Origin of the sequence: Arthrobacter sp. LjRoot14, assembly GCF_964253905.1 — a bacterium.
In the GTDB taxonomy this organism is placed as follows: Bacteria; Actinomycetota; Actinomycetes; order Actinomycetales; family Micrococcaceae; genus Arthrobacter.
In genome coordinates, this window is the sequence record NZ_CAXURL020000001.1 from 4,603,878 (window position 1) to 4,630,873 (window position 26,996).

Annotated in this window: 23 protein-coding genes; 9 read left to right on the forward strand and 14 right to left on the reverse strand. The window is 65.8% G+C overall.

The window, feature by feature from the left end; genetic code table 11:
* Positions 1 to 32 precede the first annotated feature (32 nt).
* The gene (locus tag ACSQ12_RS20895) at positions 33 to 608 is read right to left on the reverse strand and encodes a TetR/AcrR family transcriptional regulator (RefSeq protein WP_209741940.1); all 576 of its coding nucleotides are present in this window, start codon (positions 606 to 608) and stop codon (positions 33 to 35) included.
* 148 nt (positions 609 to 756) lie between these two features.
* Positions 757 to 2,073 carry an MFS transporter gene (locus ACSQ12_RS20900; RefSeq protein WP_436066764.1) on the reverse strand — a complete coding sequence of 439 codons (1,317 nt, stop codon included), beginning with the start codon at positions 2,071 to 2,073 and terminating at the stop codon, positions 757 to 759.
* 109 nt (positions 2,074 to 2,182) lie between these two features.
* Here ACSQ12_RS20900 and rraA point away from each other — a divergent pair, with 109 nt between their 5' ends.
* From rraA to ACSQ12_RS20915, 3 genes are all read left to right on the forward strand, one after another.
* Positions 2,183 to 2,713: a ribonuclease E activity regulator RraA gene (rraA, locus tag ACSQ12_RS20905; protein WP_209741938.1), complete on the forward strand. Its 531-nt coding sequence runs from the start codon at positions 2,183 to 2,185 to the stop codon at positions 2,711 to 2,713.
* 110 nt (positions 2,714 to 2,823) lie between these two features.
* On the forward strand, positions 2,824 to 4,476 hold the full coding sequence (locus ACSQ12_RS20910; protein WP_436066765.1) for an MDR family MFS transporter: 1,653 nt from the start codon (positions 2,824 to 2,826) through the stop codon (positions 4,474 to 4,476).
* A 196-nt stretch (positions 4,477 to 4,672) separates the two neighbouring features.
* A complete protein-coding gene (locus tag ACSQ12_RS20915) occupies positions 4,673 to 6,112 on the forward strand; it encodes a sugar porter family MFS transporter (RefSeq protein ID WP_209741936.1) in 1,440 nt (479 codons plus the stop codon).
* Positions 6,113 to 6,252: 140 nt separating this feature from the next.
* Here the strand turns inward: ACSQ12_RS20915 and ACSQ12_RS20920 are convergent, their stop codons facing one another.
* The 6 genes from ACSQ12_RS20920 to ACSQ12_RS20945 form a co-directional block, all read right to left on the reverse strand.
* Positions 6,253 to 7,479: an MFS transporter gene (locus ACSQ12_RS20920; RefSeq protein ID WP_436066766.1), complete on the reverse strand. Its 1,227-nt coding sequence runs from the start codon at positions 7,477 to 7,479 to the stop codon at positions 6,253 to 6,255.
* 25 nt (positions 7,480 to 7,504) lie between these two features.
* The gene (locus ACSQ12_RS20925) at positions 7,505 to 7,954 is read right to left on the reverse strand and encodes a MarR family winged helix-turn-helix transcriptional regulator (RefSeq protein ID WP_436066767.1); all 450 of its coding nucleotides are present in this window, start codon (positions 7,952 to 7,954) and stop codon (positions 7,505 to 7,507) included.
* Between the two features lie 138 nt (positions 7,955 to 8,092).
* Positions 8,093 to 8,632: an N-acetyltransferase family protein gene (locus ACSQ12_RS20930; protein WP_436066768.1), complete on the reverse strand. Its 540-nt coding sequence runs from the start codon at positions 8,630 to 8,632 to the stop codon at positions 8,093 to 8,095.
* A gap of 131 nt (positions 8,633 to 8,763) precedes the next feature.
* Positions 8,764 to 9,918, reverse strand: a complete 1,155-nt coding sequence (locus ACSQ12_RS20935; protein WP_436066769.1) for a mannitol-1-phosphate 5-dehydrogenase — start codon at positions 9,916 to 9,918, stop codon at positions 8,764 to 8,766.
* Complete coding sequence (locus tag ACSQ12_RS20940; protein WP_436066770.1) at positions 9,918 to 11,891, reverse strand: PTS mannitol transporter subunit IICBA; 1,974 nt, start codon at positions 11,889 to 11,891, stop codon at positions 9,918 to 9,920. Before ACSQ12_RS20940 ends, ACSQ12_RS20935 begins: the two co-directional genes overlap by 1 nt.
* 58 nt (positions 11,892 to 11,949) lie before the next feature.
* On the reverse strand, positions 11,950 to 12,678 hold the full coding sequence (locus tag ACSQ12_RS20945; RefSeq protein WP_011693828.1) for a TetR/AcrR family transcriptional regulator: 729 nt from the start codon (positions 12,676 to 12,678) through the stop codon (positions 11,950 to 11,952).
* Between the two features lie 161 nt (positions 12,679 to 12,839).
* Between ACSQ12_RS20945 and ptsP the strand changes: the two genes are divergently transcribed.
* The 5 genes from ptsP (at position 12,840) to ACSQ12_RS20970 (ending at position 17,079) form a co-directional block, all read left to right on the forward strand.
* Positions 12,840 to 14,525: a phosphoenolpyruvate--protein phosphotransferase gene (gene ptsP / locus ACSQ12_RS20950; protein ID WP_436066771.1), complete on the forward strand. Its 1,686-nt coding sequence runs from the start codon at positions 12,840 to 12,842 to the stop codon at positions 14,523 to 14,525.
* A gap of 33 nt (positions 14,526 to 14,558) precedes the next feature.
* Entirely contained in the window at positions 14,559 to 14,837 is a 279-nt protein-coding gene (locus ACSQ12_RS20955; protein ID WP_436066772.1) for an HPr family phosphocarrier protein, read from the forward strand.
* Positions 14,838 to 14,898: 61 nt separating this feature from the next.
* The gene (locus tag ACSQ12_RS20960; protein WP_436066773.1) at positions 14,899 to 15,297 is read left to right on the forward strand and encodes a helix-turn-helix domain-containing protein; all 399 of its coding nucleotides are present in this window, start codon (positions 14,899 to 14,901) and stop codon (positions 15,295 to 15,297) included.
* A 98-nt stretch (positions 15,298 to 15,395) separates the two neighbouring features.
* Positions 15,396 to 15,626 carry a hypothetical protein gene (locus ACSQ12_RS20965; protein WP_011693832.1) on the forward strand — a complete coding sequence of 77 codons (231 nt, stop codon included), beginning with the start codon at positions 15,396 to 15,398 and terminating at the stop codon, positions 15,624 to 15,626.
* A 109-nt stretch (positions 15,627 to 15,735) separates the two neighbouring features.
* Entirely contained in the window at positions 15,736 to 17,079 is a 1,344-nt protein-coding gene (locus tag ACSQ12_RS20970; RefSeq protein WP_436066774.1) for an FAD-binding protein, read from the forward strand.
* Positions 17,080 to 17,091: 12 nt separating this feature from the next.
* Here the strand turns inward: ACSQ12_RS20970 and ACSQ12_RS20975 are convergent, their stop codons facing one another.
* The gene (locus ACSQ12_RS20975) at positions 17,092 to 18,312 is read right to left on the reverse strand and encodes a PucR family transcriptional regulator (protein WP_209741928.1); all 1,221 of its coding nucleotides are present in this window, start codon (positions 18,310 to 18,312) and stop codon (positions 17,092 to 17,094) included.
* A gap of 236 nt (positions 18,313 to 18,548) precedes the next feature.
* On the opposite strand from ACSQ12_RS20975, the gene ald reads away from it, so the two are divergent.
* The gene (gene ald / locus ACSQ12_RS20980) at positions 18,549 to 19,667 is read left to right on the forward strand and encodes an alanine dehydrogenase (protein WP_305942786.1); all 1,119 of its coding nucleotides are present in this window, start codon (positions 18,549 to 18,551) and stop codon (positions 19,665 to 19,667) included.
* 106 nt (positions 19,668 to 19,773) lie between these two features.
* On the opposite strand, the gene ACSQ12_RS20985 is transcribed toward ald, so the two are convergent.
* The 5 genes from ACSQ12_RS20985 to ACSQ12_RS21005 form a co-directional block, all read right to left on the reverse strand.
* On the reverse strand, positions 19,774 to 20,862 hold the full coding sequence (locus ACSQ12_RS20985) for a Gfo/Idh/MocA family protein (protein ID WP_436066775.1): 1,089 nt from the start codon (positions 20,860 to 20,862) through the stop codon (positions 19,774 to 19,776).
* Positions 20,863 to 20,972: 110 nt separating this feature from the next.
* Positions 20,973 to 22,682, reverse strand: coding sequence for an ABC transporter family substrate-binding protein (locus ACSQ12_RS20990; protein ID WP_436066776.1), 1,710 nt, complete (start codon positions 22,680 to 22,682; stop codon positions 20,973 to 20,975).
* 56 nt (positions 22,683 to 22,738) lie between these two features.
* Positions 22,739 to 24,994, reverse strand: a complete 2,256-nt coding sequence (locus ACSQ12_RS20995) for a dipeptide ABC transporter ATP-binding protein (protein ID WP_436066777.1) — start codon at positions 24,992 to 24,994, stop codon at positions 22,739 to 22,741.
* Positions 24,991 to 26,007 (reverse strand): ABC transporter permease, encoded by a 1,017-nt coding sequence (locus ACSQ12_RS21000; protein WP_436066778.1) that lies wholly within the window; start codon positions 26,005 to 26,007, stop codon positions 24,991 to 24,993. Before ACSQ12_RS21000 ends, ACSQ12_RS20995 begins: the two co-directional genes overlap by 4 nt.
* A 2-nt stretch (positions 26,008 to 26,009) precedes the next feature.
* The gene (locus tag ACSQ12_RS21005) at positions 26,010 to 26,996 is read right to left on the reverse strand and encodes an ABC transporter permease (protein ID WP_209741923.1); all 987 of its coding nucleotides are present in this window, start codon (positions 26,994 to 26,996) and stop codon (positions 26,010 to 26,012) included.

Sequence of the window (26,996 nt, forward strand, 5' to 3'; positions counted from 1 at the left end):
GCCTTGGTGGTCTAGACCGGTTACGTCTTTCGTTAGCACCGGGTGAGGAGCGAACACGCTTTCTTCAGGTCTTCTTCGGCCTCGAACAGTGACAGCCTGCGGCAGCGGACTGCCTGCACCAGGCCCGAAACGGTCAGCAGCAGAACGCGGGATTTGGCGGCGTCGCCGGTTGCCACCGTGACCGCCTGCTCGGCGATGACGTCGATCTCTCGCAGGAGCACCGTGGTGTCCTTGTCCTTTGCGTAGACGCACTGGCTCAGGCATTGCTCCACGGCCGGCTGCATCAGCCGCATGTGGAAGATCTCCATCATCACGCCTGCAACGGAATGGCCGCGGCCTCCGCCGGATTCCGGCCAACTTCCCACCTGCAGCTCTCCCAGTTGCTTCCGGTAGAGGCCCAGCATCAGGTGGGTGGGGGAAGGAAAGTACCGGTACAGCGTTCCCAGCGGGACGTTGGCCTTCGCGGACACCTCGGACAGGCTCACGGAATCCAGCCCTTTCCGGGCGAATCCTGCAGCGGCATCCAGGATCCGGGCGTAGCGGATCTGTTGCCTGGGCAGGGTCGGCGGCGAAGCCATGGGGGGAAGATCTGGATTGAGTTCAAGCATCAGCAGCGTTCCGGGAGTGGGTTTCGTACAGCGGTCAGGCGATCCCCATCACAGCACTGCCGCAGCAATTCGAGTCCACTATACGGCACCGGTCATGGCGCCAATTAGTCAAAACGGTGGGCTCCGCGGCCGTCGTGGTGCGCCTGTTTTAGTCCACGCCTTTGATCTTCACCACGAACACCGCGCCCAGCAGCCCGATCACGGCGGCGGCAACGTACAGCGAAACGTAGCCGCCCCACAGCGTGACGAACGGGAACGCAATGAGGGGTGCCAGGACCTGCGGCAGCGAATTGGCAATGTTAATGACGCCGAGGTCCTTGCCGCGGTCCAGGGCGCTGGGCAGAACCTGGGTGATGAGCGCGAAGTCCACTGCCAGGTAGGCGCCGAAGCCGATGCCCAGGACCGAGGCGCCCGCAATGGCGCCTGCCCAGTTGGGAGCGAACGCGAGGATCAGCGATGCGACGGCGATGATCACGGACGAGGCGATGACCAGCGGCTTCCGCTTGCCCATGCGGTCGCTGAGCGGGCCGCCGATCACGCTGGTGACGATCACCATCACCGCGTACAGGCCGGTGAGGATCAGCACCCCGAAGGCCGGCTCGATCCCCTGTGTCTCCTTCAGGTGCACCGCATCCGTCAGGAAGAACAGCAGGTACAGGGTGACCATGTGGTTGCCGATGTTCACCAGCAGCCGGGTCAGCCAGGCCCAGGCGAAGTCCGGATAGAGGAGGGGTGAGATCCAGAAGCCCCTGGCGAAGCCGGCCAGGCTGAATGGCGGGCGCGCCTCCGCTGGCAGCGGCACGTCGTCGCTCTTGAAGAAATACAGTGCCACGCCGGCAATCAGCGCTGCCGCGCAGACCAGGTACCCCACCCCGAAGTTCCCGCTGACGACGGCGGCGATCACCGCGCCGATCAGGATTCCCACCGTCTGCCCCATCGCGGCGAGACCGCCCACCGCACCCCGCTGCGGCACCGGCACGCGGTCCGGGATGGCGGCCGTAATGGCGGCGTAGGCGCCGTTGCAGCCTGCCTGCACGAGGCACCAGAGGATGGTCATGACAGCCACATTCGGGGCGCCGGCCAGGGCAATGAGTGCGGCTGCGCCGAGTACAGCACCGAACACAACCCACGGCACCCGGCGGCCCAGCCTTGATGTGGTGCGGTCGCTGAAGGCGCCGAAGAGCGGGTTGGCCACCAGGGACACAGCGGCTCCGGCGCCCGTGACGAGCGCCAGGATGGCTTCCTTGTCGCCTTCACTGAAGTGCGCGGCCTGCTGGCCGAGCAGAACCTGGATGGGGCCGAAGAAAGCCGCATTGATCCCAACATTCACCAGCACCACGCCGGTGGTCCAGAGCGGACGGACGCGCCGCTCCGGTTCGGCGAGCGCCGCCGTCGAACCTCCCGCTTGCGGCGAAGCCACAGCGGAAGGGTCCGGGACGTGCCCCGGCAGATCTGACAGGCTCATGGCGGCTCCCCCAGGAACTGATGATTGGTGTCCGATCAGACTATCGTGAGCATCACGGCCCGCACGCGGGTTGTGATGCCCCCCGATAAGCTGAGCCCAAGGAGGACCAATGACCGCTTCCGCAGCCACCCCGGAAACCCCCGACAACGAAGGCATCCCCGAGAGCCGCAGAATCAACACTGCCGACCTTTACGACGAACGGGGCGAGGAACTCGACTCCATCGCGCTGCAGTTCCAGTCGCTGGGCGGCCTCTCGCACTTCAGCGGGCCGGTCCGCACCATCCGGTGCCTGGAGGACAACGCCCTGGTCAAGTCCACGCTCGGAACCCCGGGCGACGGCGCCGTGCTGGTGGTGGACGGCGCCGGTTCCCTGCGGACGGCGCTCATGGGGGACATGATCGCCGCGAGCGCGGTCGCAAACGGCTGGGCCGGCGTCGTCATCAACGGCGCCATCCGGGACCGCGAGGTCCTGGCCGACCTGCCGCTCGGCGTCAAGGCGCTCGGCAGCAATCCCCGCAAGAGCGCCAAAACCGGCGCAGGCGAAACGGACGTGGAACTGGAGATCGACGGCGTCACGGTGCGCCCGGGCGCCATGATCTGGTGCGATCCGGACGGCATCCTGGTGGAACGCCAAGGTTAATTCTTCATTTCGCAGGGGCTTTGCAGGATCAGGGGAACAAATCGCAAAGTAAGATAGTTACTGAAAGCAACTATCAAGCTTGATCCCCTTTTCTTTGTAATGGAGCAGTCATGTCCAAAACCGCCGCAGGGCCCGTAGCCGGGGACGTCCTGACGAAGCGTCAGACCATCACAGTGATGGTGGGTCTCATGCTCGGCATGTTCCTCTCCTCACTCGACCAGACCATCGTGTCGACATCGATCTACACCATCGCCAATGACCTCGACGGGCTCTCCCTCCAGGCGTGGGCCACCACGGCGTACCTCATCACGTCCACCGTGAGCACTCCGCTGTACGGCAAGCTCAGCGACATCTTCGGGCGCCGCCCGCTCTACCTGGCCGCCATCGTGATCTTCCTGGCGGGCTCCCTGTATGCAGGCTCGGTGCACTCGATGACCGAGCTGGCCATTGCCCGCGGCATCCAGGGCATGGGCGCCGGCGGCCTGCTGGCCCTCGCACTGACCATCATCGGCGACATTGTGGCCCTCAAGGACCGGGCCAAGTTCCAGGGCTACTTCATGTCCGTCTTCGGCATCTCCTCGGTCCTCGGCCCGGTGGTGGGCGGCGCCTTCGCCGGGTCCGCGAACATCCTGGGCTTTGACGGCTGGCGCTGGGTGTTCTTCATCAACCTGCCCATCGGCCTGGCCGCGCTGGCGGTCGTGTTCCTCTACCTGCACCTGCCCGCCAAGCACGTCAAGCAGAAGATCGACTACTGGGGCGCCGCAGCCATTACGCTGGCCATCGTTCCGCTGCTCCTGGTGGCAGAACAGGGCCGCAGCTGGGGCTGGACCTCTGCGGCGTCCCTCCTCTGCATCGGATTGGGCATCGTGGGCATCATCGCGTTCCTGCTGGCCGAGAAGCGCGCCGGCGATTACGCCCTGATTCCGCTCCGGCTCTTCCGGAACCTCACGTTCGGCCTGTCCTCATTGCTGAACTTCATCATCGGCATCGGCATGTTCGGCGCCATCGCGATGCTCCCGATGTACCTCCAGCTGGTCAAGGGCCTCACCCCTACCGAGGCCGGCCTGATGATGATCACCTTCACCGTGGGCATCCTCACCGGTTCCATCACCGCCGGACGGACCATCTCGGCGTCGGGCACCTACCGGATCTTCCCCATCATGGGCACGGCCGTGCTCACCGCGGCCGCCACCGTGATGGGCTTCTCGCTGGGCGTGGACACCGGGCTCTGGGTGCCGGGCGTCATCGCGGTGTTCTTCGGCCTGGGCCTGGGCTTCTGCATGCAGCCGCTCACGCTGGCCATGCAGGTTTCCGTTCCGCCGAAGGACATGGGCGTGGGCACCTCCTCCGCGGCGTTCTTCCGGTCCATGGGTGGTGCAGTGGGCACGGCGGTGTTCATCTCCATGCTGTTCAGCCTGGCCGCGGACCGCATCGCCACGGGCATGAAGGACGCCATGCAGAACGCCGATTACCTGAAGGTCCTGAAGGACCCTGCTGTGGCCGCAGACCCCGCCAACGCCAAGCTGTACGAGTTCTTCCAGAACGGCGCCACCAACGATTCCCTCAATGACACCAGCTGGCTGCACACGGCCAACCCCGTCCTCACCCGCCCCATCACCGAGGGCTTCGCGCAGTCGATCGACGCCGTGATGCTCACGGCCGCCGTGCTGACCGGGATTGCCTTCCTGATCAGTTTCGCGCTGCCGAAGAAGAAGCTGACGGACCCGAAGACGGCTTCAAAGGAAGCGGTGGCCGCCCACTAAGCCGCCCGGCCGGGCGTACGCCACGGGAGGCAGCCTTTTGGGCTGCCTCCCGTTTCGTTTCCGCCCCTAAGTGGAACCTCACAGCGTGAAGTGGCACACTGTTTAGCGCGTGTGCGCCGGCCAGCAGGGCCGGTTCCGTGGTCAACGATGTCCGCACAGCTAAAAACCCAACGCATCAAAAGCCCAAGGGAGATCCATGTCCACATCCAGCACCGAAGGCCGCCCTGGCGTTCCCCGCAAGGTGATCGGCCTCGCAATCGCGGGAGCGGTGGGCGGGTTCCTCTTCGGCTTTGATTCCTCCGTTGTCAACGGCGCCGTGGACGCCATCAAGGACGAATTTGCCCTGAGCGAGGCCGTCACCGGCTTCGCCGTGGCCGTCGCCCTCCTTGGCTGCGCCGCCGGGGCCTTCCTGGCGGGCAAGGTGGCCGACAAGTACGGCCGCATCCCCGCCATGAAGCTCGGCGCCGTCCTGTTCCTGGTGAGCGCCGCCGGCACCGGCTTCGCATTCGGCGTCTGGGACCTGATCTTCTGGCGCCTGGTGGGCGGGCTCGGCATCGGCCTGGCCTCCGTCATTGCCCCGGCGTACATCTCGGAGATCTCGCCGCGGCACGTGCGCGGCCGGCTCGCGTCGCTGCAGCAGCTTGCCATCACCACCGGTATTTTCGCTGCCCTCCTCTCCGACGCGCTGTTCGCCAACTCGGCAGGCGGCGCGGACCAGCCTCTCTGGCTCGGGCTCGAAGCCTGGCGGTGGATGTTCCTCGCAGGTGCCGTGCCCGCCGTCGTCTACGGCTGGATCGCCTACACCCTGCCCGAATCCCCGCGCTTCCTGGTCTTCAAGGGCAAGGAAGACGAGGCACGCAAAGTGTTCCAGACCATCGCCCCGGCAGAGGACACCGACCGCCACATCCGCGAAATCCAGACCGCCATCGAGGAAGACAAGCTCGCCGGCCAGAAGGGCTCGCTCCGCGGGAAGGTCTTCGGCCTGCAGGCCGTGGTGTGGATCGGCATCACGCTGTCCGTGCTGCAGCAGTTCGTGGGCATCAACGTGATCTTCTACTACTCCACCACCCTGTGGAAGGCTGTGGGCTTCCAGGAGAAGGACTCGCTCACCATTTCGGTGGCCACGTCCGTCACCAACATCCTGGTCACGCTCGTGGCCATCGCCCTGGTGGACCGCATCGGCCGGCGCCCCATCCTGCTGGCAGGTTCCGTGGGCATGGCCGTTTCGCTGGGGGCCATGGCCCTGGCCTTCGCCTCGGCCACGGGATCCGGCGAGCAAATTTCGCTCCCCGGCGCCTGGGGCCCGGTTGCGCTCGTGGCCGCGAACGTCTTCGTGGTCAGCTTCGGCGCCTCGTGGGGCCCGCTGGTGTGGGTGCTGCTGGGCGAGATCTTCCCGTCCCGGATCCGCGCCCGCGCCCTGGGCCTCGCCGCGGCCGCCCAGTGGATCGCCAACTTCGCCATCACCCTGAGCTTCCCCGTGATGGCGGCAGGTTCGCTGCCGCTGACGTACGCCATGTACGCACTGTTCGCGGCGGCGTCGTTCTTCTTTGTGATGTTCAAGGTCCCGGAGACCAACGGGATGTCCCTGGAACAGGCGGAGACGCTGTTCGTGCCGAAGGGCACCGTCAAGGTCTAGCCGCCTCCTCGCCGGTTCCGCTCAAGCGTGAGCGCGAGAGCGCGAGACCGCGACCGCGCGAGCGGACAGATAGGGCCCATGTTCACCACGAACATGGGCCCTATCTGTCGTCCAGGCAGCCTGTCGGTTTGTCGCTCCGGCTACACCACGTGGGGTTCGTGGGCCGCCAGGTAGCGGCGTCCGCCGAAGGCAATCGCGATGGCAACCACCATGGCCAGGGCGCCGGCGAAGAACGGAACCTGCGGGCCGAAGTGCTCACCCAGCTGGGCGGCCGCGAACGGTGCCAGGGCGCCGCCCATCCAGCGCACGAAGTTGTAGCCGGCTGACGCCACCGGCCGCGGCGAGTCGGAAACGCCCATGGCCAGTTCCGTGTACACCGTGTTGTTGATGCCCAGCAGCGCACCTGAAACCACCACCAGTACGACGACGGCGGGAACCGAGTGCCCGGCGGCCAGCCCCAGCCCGGCCAGGTCCAGCATCAGGACCGCCAGGGTCCCGGTGAGCACCTTGGTGGCGCCGAAACGGTTCTGCAGCACGGGCGCCACAAAGACCGAGAAGACTGCGACCGCCACGCCCCAGCCGAAAAACACGCCGCCGATGCCGTAAGCGTCCATGCCGAGGATGAACGGCGTGAAAGCCAGGATGGTGAAGAAACCGTAGTTGTAGAACAGGCCGCTGGCCGCCGTCGTCCGCAGCCCCTTGTGGCCCAAGGCGAGGAGCGGGTCGCGGAGCCTGACCTTCCGCTCCGGCAGCGGGGTGGTGGGGAGCAGCGCGATGAGGGCGATAAAGGCCGCTGCCATGAGCACGGCGGTGCCGAAGAACGGTGCCCGCCACTGCCAGCCGCCCAGCAGGGCACCCAGGAGCGGGCCGAGGGAGATGCCCAGGCCGAGTGCCGCCTCATAAAGGATGATCGCCGTTCCGGCGCCTCCGCTGGCGACGCCCACAATGACGGCGAGGGCGGTGGCTACAAAGAGCGCGTTGCCCAGGCCCCACCCGGCGCGGAAGCCGATCAGTTCACCCACGCTGCCTGACATTCCGGACAGCGAGGCGAAGACCACGATCACCGCGAGTCCGATCAGCAGGGTCTTCTTGCCGCCGATGCGGGACGACACAAAGCCGGTGATCAGCATGGCCACCGCCGTGACCAGGAAATAGCTCGTGAACAGCAGCGACACCTGGCTTGGGGTGGCGTCCAGGTTCTTGGCAATCGCCGGGAGGATCGGATCCACCAGGCCGATGCCCATGAACGCGAACACCGCGGCGAGGGCCGTGGCCCACACCGCCTTGGGCTGCTTGAGCAAGGAGGCCTTCTCGGCTTCCAGGGTTTCTTCTACTGCTGGCCGCGTGGCGGCGAGCTGGCCTTCCATGAAGGGCACTCCTCAGTCGTGGGTATTAGTTGTGAAGGGTTCCATTGATCTTTTCGATCACCGGGAGCGCGGCGGCGAGGGCCCGCCGGTCATCATCGGTGAGGGTTTCGAGGATTCCGGCCATGACGGCATTGCGCCGCTCATTGGCGGAGTCGACGGCGGCACGGCCTTCCGCGGTAAGCACAACCCGCACAGCGCGCGAATCGTCCGGATCGGGGTCGCGGCGCACGAGGCCGGCCTTCTCGAGCTTGATGATCTGCTCGGTGGCGCTGGGCACCCGGACGCCCAGGTTCCTGGCTATTTCGCCGACCCGGACGCTGTCGCCAAGCAGCATCTTGAGCGTGCTGAGCTGCGCGGCGCTGAGCTCGCCCTCCGCGTCGAGGCGGCGGACCAGGTAGACGCTGTGGCGGAGCGCTTCCCGGAAATCCTGGGCGAGGGTCTGCAGCGCGACGGGCGCGGACTGAACGTTGCTCATAGTTAGGTACCCTAACAGTTAGGGTACCTAAAAATCAACCAACGCTCTCTCCCTTTTGGCGGGAAAAACCCGAACGCTCTCTCACTTTTGGCGCGAAAAACCTCAACGCTCTCTCACTCCGGGCTGCCTCACGGGGCGTCAAAGCGTGAGTTTCATTCCTTCATGGCTGGCTTCGAAGCCGAGACGTTCATAGAAGCGATGGGCGTCTCTGCGCGACTTGTGGGTGGTGAGCTGCATCAGCGAGCACCCCCGACGGCGGGACTCCTCCGCTGCCCACGTGACCATGGCGGCTCCGATCCCCAGTCCACGCAACTGTGCCGACACCCTGACGGCTTCGATCTGGCTGCGCCAGGAGCCCCGCCGCGAGAGGCCCGGGATGAAGCTCAGCTGGAACGTGGCCACAACCGGGCCGGCCGGCTTCCCCTGCTCGAGGAGCTCGCCGATGACCAGAAGGTGGCAAGGATCGGCGTCGATCGCCTCGAAGGCACGCTCATACGGCCCCATGTCCGAGGTGTCCTCGCGGGTTGCACCCAGCCGGTCGTCAGCCAGCAGCTCCAGGATCTGCGGGAGGTCCGCCCGCGTCGCGCGGCGGAGGCGGAAGATGCCGCGCTCGACGTCGAGGGTCAGGAGGGCGGGCTGCTTGGGCAGGTCGGGCAGGTCGTAGCGCTCGGAGGTCACACAGCCAGCCTGCCACAGACGCTCTCTCACTTCCTGCGCCAAAAACACAGACGCTCTCTCACCCGGCGAGGCGGGGTGAGAGAGCGTCTGTGAAAAAGCGGCAGGAAGTGAGAGAGCGTCCGCTGGGAGCCCTAGGCCTTAACCTCCGCCTTGACCTCTTCCACCAGCGCCTCGACGGCCGCAAAGAGCGGATGTCCGGGCGTCAGGCCGGTCACCTTCTCCGTGGCCTCCGCAGCCGTGGACGACGCCACGATCTGCGCCAGCTCGGCTGCCTCGGCGTCGGCGGGATCATTGAAGCGCAGGGCAGCGGCAATGGCTCCCAGCAGCGCCTCCGGCACGATTCCGCGTTCGGCCAGTTCCGCGGCCGGGCCGATGAACCGCTCGTGCCGGCTGAGCTTGCGAAGCGGCGCCCTGCCCACCCGGTTCACGGTATCCGGGAGGTGCGGGTTGGTGAAGCGGCCCAGGATCTTCTCGACGTAGGCTTCCTGCTCCTCACGGTTGAACCCGTGCTTATGGATCAGCAGCTCTTTGGTCTCGTCCAGGACAGCGCGCACATCCGCAGCGACATCCTGGTCAGCCATGGCCTCGGAGATCTTGCCAAGCCCTGCCTCGAACCCGAAGTATGCAGCCGAGGCGTGCCCGGTGTTCACGGTGAACAGCTTCCGTTCGATGTAGGGCTCCAGGTTGTCCACAAACGTGGCGCCCGGGATGACCGGCACATTCTCCCCGAAGGGCGTGCGGTCGATGACCCACTCGTAGAACGTCTCCACCGTGACATCCAGGCCCTTGCCCGGCTCCTGGTTGGGCACGATCCGATCCACGGCCGTGTTGGCGAACACCGCCGCGGCCTCGAGCGGTCCGGTAGCGGGGTCCCACTGCGCCGCCACTTCGTCCCGCAGGATGTCCGTGGCGTTGATGGCGTTCTCGCACGCCATCACCTGCAGCGGGGCCAGCCCGGCAGCCCTGGCCGCGATGCCCTTGGCAATCACCGGGGCCACGAACTTCAGGATGTGCGGCCCCACCGCCGTGGTGACGACGTCCGCCGTCGCGATCTCCGCCACAACGTCCGCTTCCTGGGTCGCGGAGTTGAGCGCCCGGAAGTTGTCCACGGTACGGACCGTGGGGTTGTCCCCCACTTCGTGGACGTCATAGCTGTCCGCGGCGGCGAGCTGCGAGATCAGCTCATCCGCGACGTCGGCAAACACGAGTTCGTAGCCTGCCTGGTGCAGCAGCAGTCCCACAAAGCCGCGGCCGATGTTCCCGGCTCCAAAATGGACAGCCTTCACTATGCGTTGACCTTTCCGAACAGTTCCAGCACTTCGTCAACTGTGGTGGCCGCCTCGAGCTGGGCCACCTGCGCCTTGTTGGTGAACACCTTGGCGATGGAGGACAGGATCTGCAGGTGTTCGTTGTTGATGCCGGCCACGCCCACGACGAACTTGACTTCCTTGCCGTTCCAGTCGATGCCGTTCGGGTAACGGATCACGGACACGGCAGACTTCATGATGTGGTCCTTGGCGGCATTGGTGCCGTGCGGAATGGCCAGGAAGCTGCCCATGTACGTGGACACGGATTCCTCGCGTTCGTGCATGGCATCGATGTAGCCGCTGTCCACGGCGCCACGGTCCAGCAGCAGCCGGCCCGCTTCGTCGATTGCGGCGTCGCGGGTGGTTGCCGTGCCGTTGAGGACCACGCTGTCAGCCACCAGGATGTCCGACGGCGTTGCGGCTTCGGCAGCTGCCGGGGCGGCAGTCGCAACTGGCGCCGCGGCCGCAGCCGGAGCAGCTGCCCCAGCCGTTCCTTCGGTGTTGCTGCTCTTGACCAGCTCCACGATCTCGTCGTAGCGCGGGCTGTTCATGAAGTTGTCCACGGACACGTGCACGGCACTGCCCGTGGCGGGCTTGGCCCGCTCGGTGAGGTCCTGGTGCGTGATGACAACATCGTAGGTGTCGCTCAGGTTGGCGATGGCGGAGTTGGTGACCTTGACGTCGGGGTAGCCGGCGGCCTTGATCTTATTCCGCAGCACTGAGGCGCCCATGGCGCTGGAGCCCATGCCGGCGTCGCAGGCAAACACGATGTTCTTGATGGGACCCGCCATAACGGCCGTGGTTGCTCCCGCACCGGTCAGGGTGGAGGAGACGGAGCTCTTCTTGCCCTTCATGGCTTCCATCCGGGAGGTGGCGGCGCTCAGGCTGTCCTCCTCGGTCTCACCGACGGGGGTCTTGCTGGCCTTCAGGATCACGGAAGCGATGAGGAAGGACACCGTGGCAGCGAGCAGCACGGACAGTGCCACCCCGAAGTAGCTGTCGCTGGCGGTTGCGGCGAAGACTGCGATGATGCTGCCCGGGGCGGCCGGGGAGCGCAGGCCGGCGCCGGTGAGCACCAGGGTGAAGATGCCGGTCATGCCGCCGCCGATGGCGGCCAGGATGATGATGGGCTTCATCAGCACGAACGGGAAGTAGATTTCGTGGATGCCGCCGACGAACTGGATCAGGGCGGCGCCGGGGGCTGAGGCCTTGGCCAGGCCCTTGCCGAAAATCATGTAGGCGAGCAGGATGCCCACGCCGGGGCCGGGGTTGGCTTCGAGCAGGAACAGGATGGACTTGCCATTGGCGAGCGCCTGCTCCGTCCCCAGCGGCGTCAGGATGCCGTGGTTGACGGCGTTGTTCAGGAACAGCACCTTGGCCGGCTCGATGAAGATGCTGGTGAACGGCAGCAGTCCGTTGTTGACCAGGAATTCGACGACGGCGCTGGCGCCGTTACTGAAGGCCTTCACCACCGGGCCGATCACCAGCATGCCGAAGATGGCCAGGGCCGCGGCAACAATGCCGGCAGAGAAGTTGTCGATCAGCATCTCGAAGCCCGGCTTGACCCGGCCTTCCCAGACCTTGTCCAGCTTCTTCATGATCCACGCCGTCAGCGGCCCCATGATCATGGCACCGATGAACATGGGGATGTCGGTACCGACGATCACTCCCATTGTCGCGACTGCGCCCACAACGCCGCCGCGGACGCCGTGGACAATCCGGCCACCGGTGAAGCCGATCAGGAGGGGCAGGAGGTAGGTGATCATTGGCCCGACAAGCTTGGCCAGTTCCTCATTGGGAGTGAAGCCGGCCGGAATGAAGAAGGCCGTGATGATGCCCCAGGCGATGAAGGCCCCCATGTTGGGCATGATCATTCCGGACAGGAACGTCCCGAACCTCTGGACGTGGACCCGCATGCTTGTGCGGGGTTTTGCAACTGTCTCTGTTGCCATGTGATTTCCTAACCGTGATTCCTGCTGCACCGCAGGATGGTCCGATATTTTCCGACGACTAACTGGTGGAACTGGTGGAGATCCGGTGGAGCCATTCGAGAAAGAGCTTGAGTTCCGAGCTGGAGAGCTGGTCAGAGTGCGATGCCTGGAGCGCGGCGTTCAAGGCGATTGCTGCGACCACAACCGACGATTTACCGGACGTGTCGGGACCGGCGCCGTTGGCCTGCTCCGCGGACACCGCGAAAATCATGGCGTCACGGGTCATGGTGGATAGTTCAAGGTTGCGTTCCGCGGCAGGTTCCGCAATCAGCATCAGCGTCACGCCCACGTTCGCCGCCAGTATGCTTCTGGCCGCCTCACGCGGCTGCACGTTCAACTGCCCTGCCACTGCTGCTTTGTTCAGCATTTCCTCCATGAGCGCCTCGGCATCGGCGACGATGGCCGGACGGCTCTCAGGACGAATGTTGCCAAACATGACCAGGTACAGTTCCGGCTGGTTCAGCCCGAACTGCACATGGTTGTCCCACATCCGCCTGATGTCTTCCAGCGGATGACCGGACGGCGCGAAGTCGCGTTCGCCGGCCACGTACTCTTCGAAACCCGCCGCGACGACGGCGTCAAACAGCCCTTCCTTGTCACCGAAGTGGTGATAGAGGGTGGGAGCGGAGACCCCTGCCAGCTGGGTGATCTGGCGGGTGGAAACTGCCGCGCCCCCGGAGTTGGCCAGCAGTTCGGCGGCTGCACGCAGCAACCGAACTTTGGGCGGAAGCTGGCCATCGAAACTCATAACCGCTACCCTAGCACCTATAGCAACGCTATATGAAGTGCATCACATACAATTTTTTCAGGCACCGCAAAAGCCGTCGGACGTAGCCGTCGCGACGGTCCGGGCAATCGCCCGGGCAACGAATGGCGGGGCCTGCTTACGGCAGAGAACGAGGACCTTCAGTGCAGAACTTCCAAGGAGTAGGCGTCAGCCCCGGCCGGATCATCGGCACCATCCGCCAAATGCCCAAGCCCATCAGTGAGCCGCCGGCAGGCGAACAGCTGCCCGCCGGCGTCACGGCCGAGGACGCGACAGCCGCCCTCAAGGCGGCCTCCCAGGCCGTGCACGACGAATTGAAGGCCCGCGCCGCGCACGCCACGGGCGATGGCAAGGCCGTCCTGGAAGCCACGGCATTGATGGCCAAGGACACCATGCTGATCAAGGGTGCCGCCAAGCTCGTTGCCCGCGGCGCCTCGAGTGAGCGCGCCATCTGGGAGTCCGGCTCCTCCGTCTCGGAAATGCTCCATAACCTGGGCGGCTACATGGCTGAACGCGCCACCGACGTCCTGGACGTGCGCGCACGGATCGTCGCCGAGCTGCGCGGCGTGCCCGCACCCGGCATCCCCGCCTCCGCCACGCCGTTCGTTCTGGTGGCCGAGGACCTGGCACCCGCCGACACCGCCACCCTGGACCCGAACAAGGTCCTGGCGCTCGTCACGGCAGGCGGCGGACCCCAGTCCCACACCGCCATCATCGCCCGCTCCCTCGGCCTTCCTGCCGTCGTCGCCGCCGTCGGCGTGGACGAACTCGCGGACGGCATGGAGGTCTATGTGGACGGCGCGGCCGGCACCATCACGGCCGAGCCCGACGAATCGCTGCGTACCGCGGCGGAAGCATGGGCAGCCACGGCTTCCCTGCTGGCCGAGTTCAGCGGAACGGGCGCGACGGCGGACGGCCACCTTGTGCCCCTCCTCGCCAACGTCGGCGGCGGCAAGGATGCCGAGGCGGCCGCGAAACTGGGCGCCCAGGGCGTGGGGCTGTTCCGCACCGAGTTCTGCTTCCTGGAACGGGACACCGAACCCACCGTGGAAGAACAGGCCGCAGCCTACAAAAGCGTCTTTGATGCCTTCCCGGGCAAGAAGGTGGTGCTGCGGACACTCGACGCCGGCGCCGACAAGCCGCTCCCGTTCCTGACCGACTCCACGGAGCCCAACCCCGCCCTCGGCGTCCGAGGCTACCGCACGGACTTCACCACGCCCGGCGTCCTGGACCGCCAGCTGGAGGCAATAGCCCTGGCCGAGAAGCAGTCCGAAGCGGACGTGTGGGTCATGGCCCCGATGATCTCCACGGCGGAAGAGGCCGCCCGCTTTGCCTCCATGTGTGCAGACGCCGGCATCAAGACCCCGGGTGTCATGGTGGAGGTCCCTTCTGCCGCGCTGACGGCCGAGGCAATCCTGCGCGAAGTGGGGTTCGCCAGCCTGGGCACCAACGACCTCACCCAGTACGCCATGGCGGCCGACCGGCAGCTCGGCCCGCTGGCCGCGCTGAACACTCCGTGGCAGCCCGCCGTTCTGCGCCTCGTCGGCCTCACTGTTGAGGGCTCGCGCGCGGAGGGCCACAACAAACCCGTGGGCGTCTGCGGCGAGGCTGCTGCGGACCCGGCCCTCGCCGTCGTACTGACCGGACTCGGCGTCTCCACGTTGTCCATGACCGCACGGTCGCTGGCGGCCGTGGCCGCGGTGCTCAAGACCGTCACGCTGGCCGAAGCGCAGGAACTGGCCAAACTGGCGCTGTCCGCACCGAGCGCCACTGAAGCCCGGTCCTGGGTGCGCGAAAAGCTGCCCGTGCTCACTGAACTCGGCCTCTAACAGCCGCCCACCGACAATCCATCAGGAGAAGCAATGCCCGAACGTACCGCAACCATCGCCAGCCGCTCCGGCCTCCACGCCCGCCCTGCCGCGCTGTTCGCCGAAGCGGCCGGCAATGCCGGCGTTGACGTCACCATTTCCATGCAGGGCGAGCCTGCGGAGGAAGCCCTCGATGCCGCCAGCATCCTTTCGCTGATGACGCTGGGTGCAGCCAAGGGAGACGTCGTGGTGCTGCGGGCCGACGGCGACGGCGCCGACCAGGCACTGGATGCGCTGGTCGCCCTCCTGGAGACGGACCTCGACGCCGTATAGCGGCATCGGTACTGGATCATCGATACCGGCCGGGTCGCGCAGGGGGCGCTAGGATTTCCGCATGGCATTGATTGCTCCCCGCGTGACGGCCGGGCTTCCCGGCGATGAAGCCCTGAATCTGAAGCATGCCCTCGACGGCAGCCATGACATCACGGTGTTTGTGGACGGCACGGTCCACCGGTTGCCGCCGCAGGCGCGCGACGCCGTGGTGGATCTCCTGAGCCGCTTCAGCCGTGGCGAAGCGGTGACGGTCAGCAGCGTTGAGGAAATGCTGACGACTTCCCAGGCTGCGGACCTCGCCGGCATCTCGCACACGTACCTTCGCAATATGACGGACCGCGGCGAAATTCCGGTGGAGTACCGCGGCACGCACCGGCGGATCCGGCTGGCGGCCATCATGGAATGGCTGGAGAGGCAGAAGAAGACCAAGTCGGCCGGCAGCGGCGACGAGCCGCTTTGATGTAGCGCCGGATGCAATTTGTGAAGCAGTGATAAGGATCAAGCAACGATCCCCGCTTACCGCCGGAACGCCGCAAAGGCCGGGGTTACCCTTTATTTGTGGGTAAATTCAGAGGGTGGCACATTGTGGCGGGGTTCGCCGCCATGCTGCTGACTGCCGCCCTCGGAACGGCCATGGGCCTGAACAACACCGCCGCTTTTATGGCCAGCTGCGTGGCCTTTGTTGCCGTCTCCAAAGGCCTGGAAAGCCACCTCGCCCGCCGCCGGCGCGAAGCTGCCGTCCGCCTCCTGGAACAAAGCCAGTCCCGGACGTCGGTCGAGGACCGCTGACGCATCTGGCACGTGGATGGCCATTGACACGGGGCGGGATCGCTCACCAGACTTGTTAGCGGTAACAATTTTGCCGATGGCCCCGGTGGTCCGGCGCGAAAGGGATGCAATGCGCACTGTCAGCGAACTGCCCGGGCTAAGCGGGGGCACCGGAGCCGGAGGCTCCGCTCCGGAATTGAACTGGGCCGGAAATTACCGCTATACGGCCGCTTCGATCCACCGTCCGCGCACCCTCGAAGAAGTCCAGGAGGTGGTGGCCGGCGCCTCGAAAATCCGCGCCCTGGGCTCCCGGCACTCGTTCAATGCCATCGCCGACTCCCCCGGATCGCTGGTCTCCCTTGAAGACCTGGACCCCGGCATCCGCATCGATGCCGCGGCGCGCACCGTCACGGTCTCCGGCGGCACCCGCTACGGCACCCTGGCGGAGCGGCTGGAATCCGCCGGTTTCGCATTGCCCAACCTTGCCTCCCTCCCGCATATCTCCGTGGCCGGAGCCATCGCAACCGCAACACACGGCTCCGGCGATGCCAACGGCAACCTCGCAACGTCAGTCGCCGCACTGGAAATCGTGGCAGCGGACGGAACCGTCCACCGCCTCAACCGCGGCAGCTCGCCCGACTTTGACGGCGCCGTCGTCGGGCTTGGCGCCCTGGGCGTCGTCACCAAAGTGACGCTGGACATCGAACCCACTTTCACGGTGCGGCAGGACGTCTTCGAAGCCCTTCCCTGGGAAACGGTTCTGGGAAATTTCGACGCCGCCACCTCCAGCGCTTACAGCGTCAGCCTGTTTACGGACTGGAGCGGGGACGCCGTGGCGCAGGCCTGGCTCAAGAGCCGCGTCTCCGGCGCGGCCGCACCCGGCCCGGCGGCCCTGGCCGGCGAGGCCTTCGCCGCCGGCACATTCTTCGGCGGGACGCGGGCCGGCGTCGCCCGGCACCCCCTGCCCGGGGTATCGGCCGAAAACTGCACCGAGCAACTCGGGTTTCCGGGGCCCTGGTCCGAGCGGCTGGCCCACTTCCGCATGGCCTTCACACCCAGCAGCGGCGAGGAACTGCAGAGCGAGTTCTTCGTCCGCCGCGAACACGCCGTGGACGCCATCGGGGAGCTCCGCACCCTCTCGGACCGCATCACCCCGCTGCTGCTTGTCTCGGAAATCCGCACCGTGGCGGCGGACAAGCTCTGGCTGAGCACCGCTTACGGCCAGGATTCGGTGGGGTTCCATTTCACGTGGAAGCAGCGGCAGGACGAGGTGGAGAAGGTGCTCCCCGTCATGGAGGAGGCTCTGGCGCCCTTCAACGCCCGGCCGCACTGGGGCAAGCTGTTCCATGCCGGCGCCGATGCCGTGGCCGGCCTGTACCCGCGCTTTTCCGACTTCAAAGACCTTGCCGGACGGATGGATCCGGAGCACAAATTCCGCAATGAGTTCCTGGCCCGGAAGGTCTTCGGGAACTAGGTCCGCGGCCGCCTAAATCCGTGGGCGTCCTGCCCAGCGGCGTGCCTTGAGCGCCGCGTGGAGTTCCAGCCGGACCATGCCCTTCAGCGGATCCACGCCGAGGACCTGCCGGATGCGGCCCAGCCGGTTGTAGATACTGCTCCGGTGCAGATGCAGCCTGGTGGCGACGTCCTGCACTGAACCGTCATTGTCGTACAGGAGCTCCAGCACGGGCAGGAGCTCACCGTTCCGGTCGTGGTCCTCCAGGATGCGCCAGTAGACGGATCCGGCATCGGCCCAGGCGCCGGCGCCGCCACCGGCCGAGGCCAGCAGCTGGTAAACACCGGTGGCCCGGCAATCCACCAGTTCGCCCAGCTGGGGATCCACGGCGGCGGCCTGCGCAGCCTGCCTGGACTGCCGGTAGGCGTCTGCCAGTTGGCGCGGCTTGGCGAAGCCTTCGCTTGTTCCGAGGATGATCCGGTGCACCGGCCGCCCGGACCGCTTGGCAAGTTCCAGCTGGTAGTGGACCAGGACCTGCGCATGCGCCGCGCGCCCGGTGGATTCCCGGAACAGGACCACCGCATGGGTTTCCGTGCCGGCACTGAAGAGCGCCGCGTCCACCCCGATGGTCGCCTGCAGGGCCGAGGACCGGTGGATCAGGGTGGAGGCGATGGGGTCGGATCCCTCCGCCCAGCCGTCGGCGTCGAGCACTGTGACCAGCTGCCACGGACCGCGGCCCTGCACTTCCTTCCAGCCGGCCACGGCGGCAACGGCATTGGCTTCACCCCGGCAGGCACTCAGGAACTCCTGCTCCCTGCGGCGCCGGAACTCCGATTCGGCCGTGTTCGACTCCAGGAGCAGCCCGGACAGAAGCTCGAGTTCGTCCCGGACGCCGGGCAGCTGGGTGAGGATCGCTGTCGCGCTTTGGTCGTCAATGTCCTGCTGCACCCACAGGTAGCCGACCCGGAAACCGCGGACCAGCAGCGGGACGCAGACTCGTCCCAGCATGCCAAGGTCCTCGTTGGCGGGTACGACGACGGGACGCACCGCCGTCGCGATTCCGTGCGATAGCTGCCACGCCTTCACATCCGCCGGCACGCGTTTGCTGAGCAGGAAGTTCACCCGGACCCGGTCCGCATGGGACTGGTTGGAGCTGTAGGCGAGCAGGACGCCGTCGAGATCCTCGAGCGACAGTCCACGGCCGAGCTTGACGGCTACCTGCTCCACGAGCTGTTCCACATCCTGCTGGTGCATGGTTGCCACCTTACTGCCCGCCGCCGCCGGAACGTGAACGGACAGCAGGCGACACCTGACGCTTCACAGCTCGACAGATGTCTAGCTTGCAATTTCGAAAAGCCCGGAAACAAGCGGAAGCCAGCCCGCCAGCCTGGCGGCATCCTGTCAGCTACCTCACACGCGGATTTATTCTGGAAGTACCAGATTCCCCGCACGTCCGGCCCACAAAGGCCACCAACAATGGAGCCCAAGACATGATTATCGGCGTCCCCAAAGAGATCAAGAACAACGAATTCCGCGTGGCCATCACCGCCGCCGGGGTACACGAATTCCGCACCCACGGCCACACCGTCCTGGTGGAACGCGGCGCAGGCCTGGGCTCCGGCATCACGGACGAGGAATACGCCATCGCCGGCGCCGAGATCGTCACCGAAGCCGATGACGTCTGGGCCCGCGCCGACATGGTCATGAAGGTCAAGGAACCCATCGCCGCGGAATACCACCGCTTCCGCAAGGGCCTGATCCTCTTCACCTACCTGCACCTCGCCGCCGAGCCCGAGCTGACCCGGGAGCTCATCAACTCCGGCGTCACCGCGATCGCCTACGAAACGGTCCAGGAAGGCCGCACCCTGCCGCTGTTGGCCCCCATGTCAGAGGTTGCAGGCCGCCTGTCCGTTCAGGTCGGCGCCACCTCCCTGATGGCTCCGGCCGGCGGCAAGGGCGTCCTCCTCGGCGGCGTCCCGGGCGTCCGCCCGGCCAAGGTTGTTGTCCTCGGCGCCGGCGTCGCAGGCACCAACGCCGCAGCCATGGCCCTGGGCCTTGGCGCGGACGTCACCATCCTGGACATCAACATCAACCGCCTGCGCGAACTCGACGCGCAGTACCAGGGCCGGCTGAAGACGGTCGCGTCCAACAAGTACGAAATCGAGAAGTCTGTGGTGGACGCGGACCTGGTCATCGGCTCCGTGCTGATCCCCGGCGCCAAGGCCCCCAAGCTGGTCACCAACGAACTCGTCTCCCGGATGAAGCCCGGCTCCGTGCTCGTGGACATCGCCGTGGACCAGGGCGGCTGCTTCGAGGACACCCACCCCACGACGCACCAGGAACCCACGTACAAGGTCCACAACACGATCTTCTACTGCGTGGCCAACATGCCCGGCGCGGTCCCGAACACGTCCACCTACGCCCTGACCAACGTGACCCTGCGGTACGGCGTGGCCCTGGCCAACCTCGGCGTCAAGGCCGCGTTCGAGAAGGACCCCGCCCTCGCAGCCGGCCTCAACATTGCAGCCGGCCACGTGGCGCACCACTCGGTCTCCGAAGCGCACAACCTGCCGCTCGTAGGCGACTGGCACGAACTGGTCTCCGCATAACGCATTAGTTCGTCCCGCTGCGCTGGACGACACACATCCTCGGCGTGCTGCTCCTTCGTCGCTTTGACGCACGCTGCCGGATGTCTGTCGTTCAGCGCAGTTTTGGTTAAGCTCTGTGCAGCGCCAGTTCCCGTGCTTTTTCGATTAATTTGAGGACTTCTACCGGGCCTGCCGGGTCTACCGGCAGGGGCAGCGGCGAGGCGGTGCCGCCGTCGTTGATCTTGTCCGCGAGGATCCGGTAGAACTCCGGGTACGCTCCCCGCTCGGTGGGCAGGCGGTCCAGGTGGCCGTCGCGCCCCAGCAGGCCGGCCCAGTCCTTGTCCTCGACGCCGTACTCGGGGTCCAGCGGGCTGCCGCCGGCCACGATATACGGTTCCTGCGGATCGATGCCGTGCTTGGTGAAGCCGCCCGTCGAGCCCAGCAGCCGGTAGCGGGGTCCCTGCTGGGCGCAAAGCATGTTCAGCCAGAGGTGGCTGACCACTCCGGACCCATGCTGCAGGGCCAGGAAGACATCGTCGTCGGTCTTTTCTCCTGGCCTCCGGGCCCTAAGTTCCGCATGAGCGACGGTGGCGGGCCCGAACAGCTGGATGGCCTGGTCGATAAGGTGCGTCCCGAGGTCGAAAAGCACACCGCCGCCGTCGTCCGCCGTGGCGTCCGCTTTCCATGCCTTGGAGACTTCCGGGGACCAGCGCTCAAAGCGGGACTCGAACCTGGTCACGTCGCCCAGCACGCTGCTTTCCAGCAAACCCTTCACCGTGAGGTAGTCGCCGTCCCAGCGGCGGTTCTGGAAGACAGTCAGCACCCGGCCCAGCCGCGCGGCAAGCTCCAGAAGTTCCTGCCCTTCGGCGCTTCGCACCGCAAAAGGCTTGTCAACCACGACGTCGAGCCCCGCCTCCAGCGCGGCTTTCGCCAGCGGGTAGTGCGTGGCCGGCGGCGTCCCCAGGACCAGCAGGTCCAGGTCGCCAGCCAGCGCCAGGATGTCGTCAGGAGTGTTTACCAGGCGCGCGGCAGGATAGCTGCCGGACGCGTCGGACTGCCTCCCGGCGTCGGACGTTGCAATGACGTCCAGGGAGTAGGCCTGATTGGCGGCGATCAGGGGGGCGTGGAACACCCGGCCGGACAACCCGAAGCCGGCCACCGCCGTCCGGATCGCGGGCTTGCCCTGGCCGGTGCCCGGAGTTGCTGCTGTGGTCATGGAACCAACGCTACCCCCGGAGAGGAGTTACGGGGACGGCGAAGGCCGGCACCCCCGTGTGAAGAGATCACGAAGATGCCGGCCCTGGCGTTAGCGCAGCGTTGCTGTTGTTACTTCTTTTCCCAGCCGAGGCTGGTCCAGTCCGGAACCTGGGACAGGCTCTTGAACAGGGACGGGCCGTAGTTTGCCAGGCCCGTGCGGACGAACGAGATCTGCGGTCCGTTCATCACAACACCCATGGAGAAGTACTTGGCCATGTGCTTCCTTTCAACCTCCATGGCCGCCTTGTTGCGCTCGGCGTTGTCCTCGATGCTGCTGAGGGCCTTGATCTCGGCGTCCAGCTCCGCGTCGCCCAAGCCGTTCTCGTTGGTCTTGGAGTCGTAGAACTGCTTGACCGCGTCCGTCGCGTCAGCGCCGACGGTGTAGCCGGAGACGCTCAGGAAGAAGTCGCGGCTTCCCAGAACCTTGCCGAAGTCGGCGGAGGCGCGCTGGTCGATCCCTACGTCCATGCCGCCGGCCTGGAGCTGCTTCTGCAGGGTCTGCACGAACGCCAGGGTGGTGGGGTCGTCGCCGAAGTTGCTGATCTTGAAGGCGGCCGGGACGCCGTCCTTCTCCATGATGCCAGCTGCATTGGGCTTGTAGCCGGCATCGGTCAGTACCTTCTTGGCTGCTTCGGCACCGGATTCCGTGGCCGGGTAGTTGTCCTGGTAGTACTTGGAGAACGGCAGCAGCATCATGGAGCCGGAGCTGGTCTCTTCCCAGTTCAGGCCGTTGAAGCGGACCTTGCGCAGCGCTTCGCGGTCCACGGCGGTGAAGATCGCCTTGCGGATGGCGACGTCGGTCATCGGAGCCTTCTGGGCGTTGAGGTTCAGGCCGCCCGCGAACAGCCGCTGGCCGCGGCGGACCTCTGAATCCTTGGTGCCGTCGAGCTGCTTGTACAGCGCGATGGTGTTGGCGGAGACGCCATCGATTTCACCGTTCTTGAACGCTGCAATCTGGGCGCTGGTCTCCAGCTGGCGGAACACCACCTTGTCCAGCACCGGCTTGGTGCCCCACCACTTGTCGTTCTGCGCCAGGGTCACGGTCTTGGCGGCGCTGTCGTACTGGTCCAGCTTGAAGGGGCCGGCCATCCATTCCGGGTGCATGTCGCCGGTAAAGCCGGTGTTGAAGATTTCCGGCGTATTCACGGCCGGGTGGATCAGGCCCGTGAAAAGGGCATCCAGGGGGAATACCGGCTGGGTGGTGGTGACCACAACTTCCTTGTCGCTGGAACCGGCCTTCACGGAGTCAACGAACTCGTACGCGCCGGAGCTGACGATGTCGATGTCCTTGTTTTCACCCTTGAGCATGTTCCAGGTGTTCTGGAAGGCCTTGACGTCGATCGGCGTGCCGTCGTTGTAGGTGGCTTTCTCGTTCACCTTGATGGTGATGGTCTGCTTGCCGTCTTTGACCTCGCTCTTGACGTCTTCGCAGAAGTCCTTGTTCGGCGTGGCCGTGCCGTCGAAGTCGAAGTTCCAGCAGCCCCAGGTTCCCGCACCATCGATGGGGCGGTGCAGCGCGGTGTTGTCCGCACTGTTGCCGTTGTTGGAAAAGCCGTTGAAGTCCGGACCGATGTTGCCCAGCGGAAGCGTCACGGTGCCGCCCGGTTCAAGGTCCTTGGCATCCTTGGCGTTGATGCTGATCAGCTTGGCGAGGTCGCTGCCGGCTTCCTGGCCTTTGCCTGCCTCGGGGCCGGAGGAGGTCCCGCCTCCGCCGCAGCCTGTGAGCGCAAGTGCAGCCGTTACGGCGGCCACCCCGCCAATCTTGGTCAGATTCTTCATGTTTTTCCCTTCATTTTTTTGGTGCGAGAGTTGGTGCTTTGGGGGATTCGGGCAAGTCATGGGCCTTCGTGGACAACAAGCATGTCCGCGTCGAGTTCGCCGTCCGGGAAGAAGCAGGCGAACTGCTGGTCCGTCGCCGGCCGGCCGGCGTCATGGGCCGGCGCCGGGGCCGATCGCGGCGGGGCGACAGCTTCCAGGGGCGGCTCGAGCGTGAGGCATTTTTCCTGCTTCACGGCAGTAAGCGCCGCAAACACCGGGCAGCGGGTGGCGAAGTTGCAGCCCTTCGGCGCATCCAGCGGCGAGGGGAGGTCCCCCTGCAGGATGATGCGTTCGCGGGTCCGTTCCAGCTGCGGGTCCGGCACCGGGATCGCGGACAGGAGTGCCCGGGTGTAGGGGTGGCGCGGGTTGTCGAAGACACTGTCCACGTTCCCGATTTCCACGATCTTGCCCAGGTACATCACGGCCACGCGGTTGGAGATGTGGCGCACCACGGAGAGGTCGTGCGCCACCATGAGGTAGCTCAGGCCGAGTTCTGCGCGTAGCTTGTCCAGCAGGTTGATGACGCCCGCCTGCACGGACACGTCCAGCGCTGACACGGGCTCGTCGAGGACCACCAGCTTGGGGTTGACCGCGAGCGCGCGGGCAATGCCGATGCGCTGCCGCTGGCCGCCGGAGAACTGGTTGGGGAAGCGGTTGACGTGATCCGGCTGGAGGCCAACCAGCTCCATCAGTTCCATGATGCGTTTCCGGATCGCGGGCTTGGCCAGGCCGGCATTCTCGAGCGGCTCGGACAGGACTTCAAAGACCGTGAAGCGCGGGTCGAGTGCACCGGTGGGGTCCTGGAACACCATCTGGAGTTCCTTGCGCATGGCAGCCTTGGTACGGGCATCGGACGCCGCCTTGTTGCTCAGCCCGCCGATGGTCACCTCGCCGTCCTGATCCTTGTGGAACTCCATGATTTCCAGCAGGGTGGTGGTCTTCCCGCAGCCGGACTCGCCCACGATTGAGAAGCACTCGCCTTCGCGGATATCGAAGCTTAGCCCGTCCACGGCCTTCACCGTGCCGATCCGACGTTTGATGAGCGAGCCCTTCAACAGCGGGAAGTGCTTCCGGACGTCCCGCAGTTCCAGGACTGTCCTGCGCTCCTGCCGCGGAACGGCATCGAAGCGGGAGACCGGAACGGCCGGGGCCTGGAAAATCTCGTGGACATCCACTTCCGCGCCAAGGGAGTCCGTCTTAATGCAGGCCGCCTTGTGGGCACCGCTGCCGGCGGGGCCGTTCCCGGCTGCCCGCGGTCCGCTGACCGGCCACAGTTCCGGTTCGCCCTGCAGGCAGGCGTCACTCGCCAGGGGGCACCGGGGCGCGAAGGAACACCCGGTGGGGGTGTGGATCAGGTTGGGCGGAATGCCCTCGATGGGCACCAGCGAGGACTTTTCCGCGACGTCCACGCGGGGCACTGCGCCCAGCAGGCCCATGGTGTAGGGCATCCGCGGGCTGTAGTAGATGTCGTCCACGCTGCCGGTCTCCACCGGCTTTCCCGCGTACATCACCATAATGTCGTCCGCCATGCCGGCCACCACGCCGAGGTCGTGCGTGATCATCACGACGGCGGCTCCGGTCTCTTCCTGCGCGGTGTGGAGCACCTCCAGGACCTGCGCCTGGATGGTGACGTCCAGCGCCGTCGTCGGCTCATCCGCGATGAGCACCCGCGGGTTGTTGGCAATCGCGATGGCGATCATCACGCGCTGGCGCATGCCGCCGGAAAATTCGTGCGGAAACGCCTTCAGGCGGTCCTTCGGGCTGGGAATGCCCACCATGCGAAGGAGTTCGACAGCGCGGGCCTCCTTGGCCTGTTTGCTCATCTTGGGGTGGTGGACCGTCAGCGCCTCGATGATCTGGTGGCCTACCGTGTACACGGGCGTCAGGGAAGAGAGCGGGTCCTGGAAGACCATGGCGATGTCGTTACCGCGGTACCCGCACATGGCCTTGTCACTGAGGCCCAGCAGTTCCTTGCCGTTCAACCGCACCGAGCCGGTGACCTCGGCCGTCGCGGGGAGCAGGCCCATGATGGCCAGGGAGGTCACGGATTTACCTGAACCGGACTCCCCCACGATGCCCAGGGTCTTGCCCGGCAGGAGGTCGAAGTCCACGCCGCGGACCGCGTGGACAACGCCGTTCTCCGAGTTGAACCGGACGTTGAGGTCCCGGACGGACAGGACGGCATCCGCGGGGCCATCACCCGGCGCGTGCAGCCCTGCGACGTGCAGTCGTTCCGCAGTCGTTTCCGTGCTGGCGGTGGTTTCGCTGCTCATTTGCTCTTCTTTGCTGTGGTCTTGGGTGTATTGCCCGTCCGGGCCCTTCCCTTTTTGGCGCTGCCCTTTTTGGCGCTGCCCACGGAGCTTGAGCTGGGATCGAACGCATCGCGCAGCCCGTCATTCATCATGGCCAGCGAACCCGTCAGCAGGAACATCACCACCAGCGGAACCCAGAACATCCAGGGAAAGGTGGACACCTGCGACGTGGCTTGGCCTATCAGCACGCCCAGGCTGACATCGGGGACCTTGATGCCGATGCCGATGAAGGAGAAGGCGACCTCAGCCAGGATGGCTCCGGTCACGCCGCGGGTGATGTCCAGGACCAGCAGGGATCCGATGTTGGGCACCAGGTGCCGCCAGACGATCCGACGGGCGGGGATGCCCATGTACTGGGCGGCCTTGACGAAGTCCCGCTGCATCAGCGACATCGAGAGGGAACGGATGAGGCGCGCGGTACCCATCCAGCTGAAGACGAGCAGGACGATGATCAGCAACAGCCAGCTGGGAAGGTTTTCCTGCAGGCCGTTGCCGCCGCCGCTGGTGGCCACGGCGACCACCAGCAGGGCCGGCATCATGATCAGCGCTTCGAGGATGAACAGCATGACCTTGTCCACCTTGCCGCCGAAGTAGGCCATGGTGCAGCCGTACACAGCAGCGATCAGTACCGACACCAGTCCGACCACCAGGCCGATGAAAATGGAGATCCGGGTGCCTTCCACCGTGAGGGCGTAAAGGTCGATGCCGGCCTGGGATGTGCCCAGCAGGTGATCGGCAGACGGCGGCATGCCAATGTTGAAGGGGTCGATGGTTTCCTTGTCCCACGGGGTGAAATAGCCGCCCACGAAGGAAAACAGCGTCAGGGCGAGGAAGATCAGCAAGCCGGCCACGGCGGTCTTGTTGCGGAGGAAACGCCGCAGGATGATCGCGGATTTGGCGATTACGACGTCGTCGTTCTCGATCCTTGCTTCCTCGGCGACGGCGGCGGGATCTATCGCGTTCAGGTTGGTCATGGCTACTGCACCCGCACTCTCGGGTCGACAAGGGTGGTGGCGAAGTCCGCGAGGATGGCTCCGATCGCGAAAATCACCGAGCCGTAGGCCAAGGTGGCCGTGGCCGCGTTCACGTCCTGCAGGGCGATCGCGTCGATGCTCCAGGAGCCGACGCCGTGCCAGGCGAAGATCTTCTCGGCAAAAAATCCGCCGGCGAAGATGGCCGGAATGGTGAACGCAATGCTTTGCGCCACCGGGATGAACGAGACCCGAAGGGCATGGCGGGTGATGGCCTGGTTGCGGGTGAGGCCCTTGGCCCGGGCCGTCCGGACAAAGTCGGCGTTGACGTTGTCCAGCAGGTACTGGCGCTGGGCGATCTGGTAGGTCCCCCAGCCCACGATGGTGATGGCAAACGTGGGCACGGCGTAGTGGGCCAGCATGTCCACAAACTGGACCCAGCCGTTGCCTTCCAGCCCCGGGGTGGAGATGCCGGTGACGAACAGAATCCGTTCGCCGACCGTTTCGTTGATGTTGATGGCACCGAGCTGGACCAGGAAGTAGGCGATCGGCGCGGGAACGATGTACACAAGGTAGCTGTAGGAGGTGATTGCGCGGTCGGAAAACTTGTACTGCCGGGCGGCGGTGTACACGCCCAGTGCCACGCCGATGATCAGGGTGAGGACGATGGAGGCCAGGAACAGCCGGGTGGAAATCCACACGCGGTCACCGAACTCGGCATTGATGAAAGCGCCGTTGGGGCTTCGGCCCCAGTCCCAGCGCGTGACCACTGCCGTCAGCCAGTCAACATAGCGCTCCCACGGGCTCAGCGTCGGGTCAAGGCCCTTAAGGCGGAAGGAGTTTGTCACCTGCTCGGGGGTCGGCCGCGGAATGCGTTCCTGTTCCAGCAGTGCGGGCTGAAGCGTGCTGACAGCGAGGAAGTACCCCGCCGTGGTGGTCAGGAAGATCATGAGCAGGTAGGTGGCTGCCCTTTTGGCGAGGTAGCGGAACAC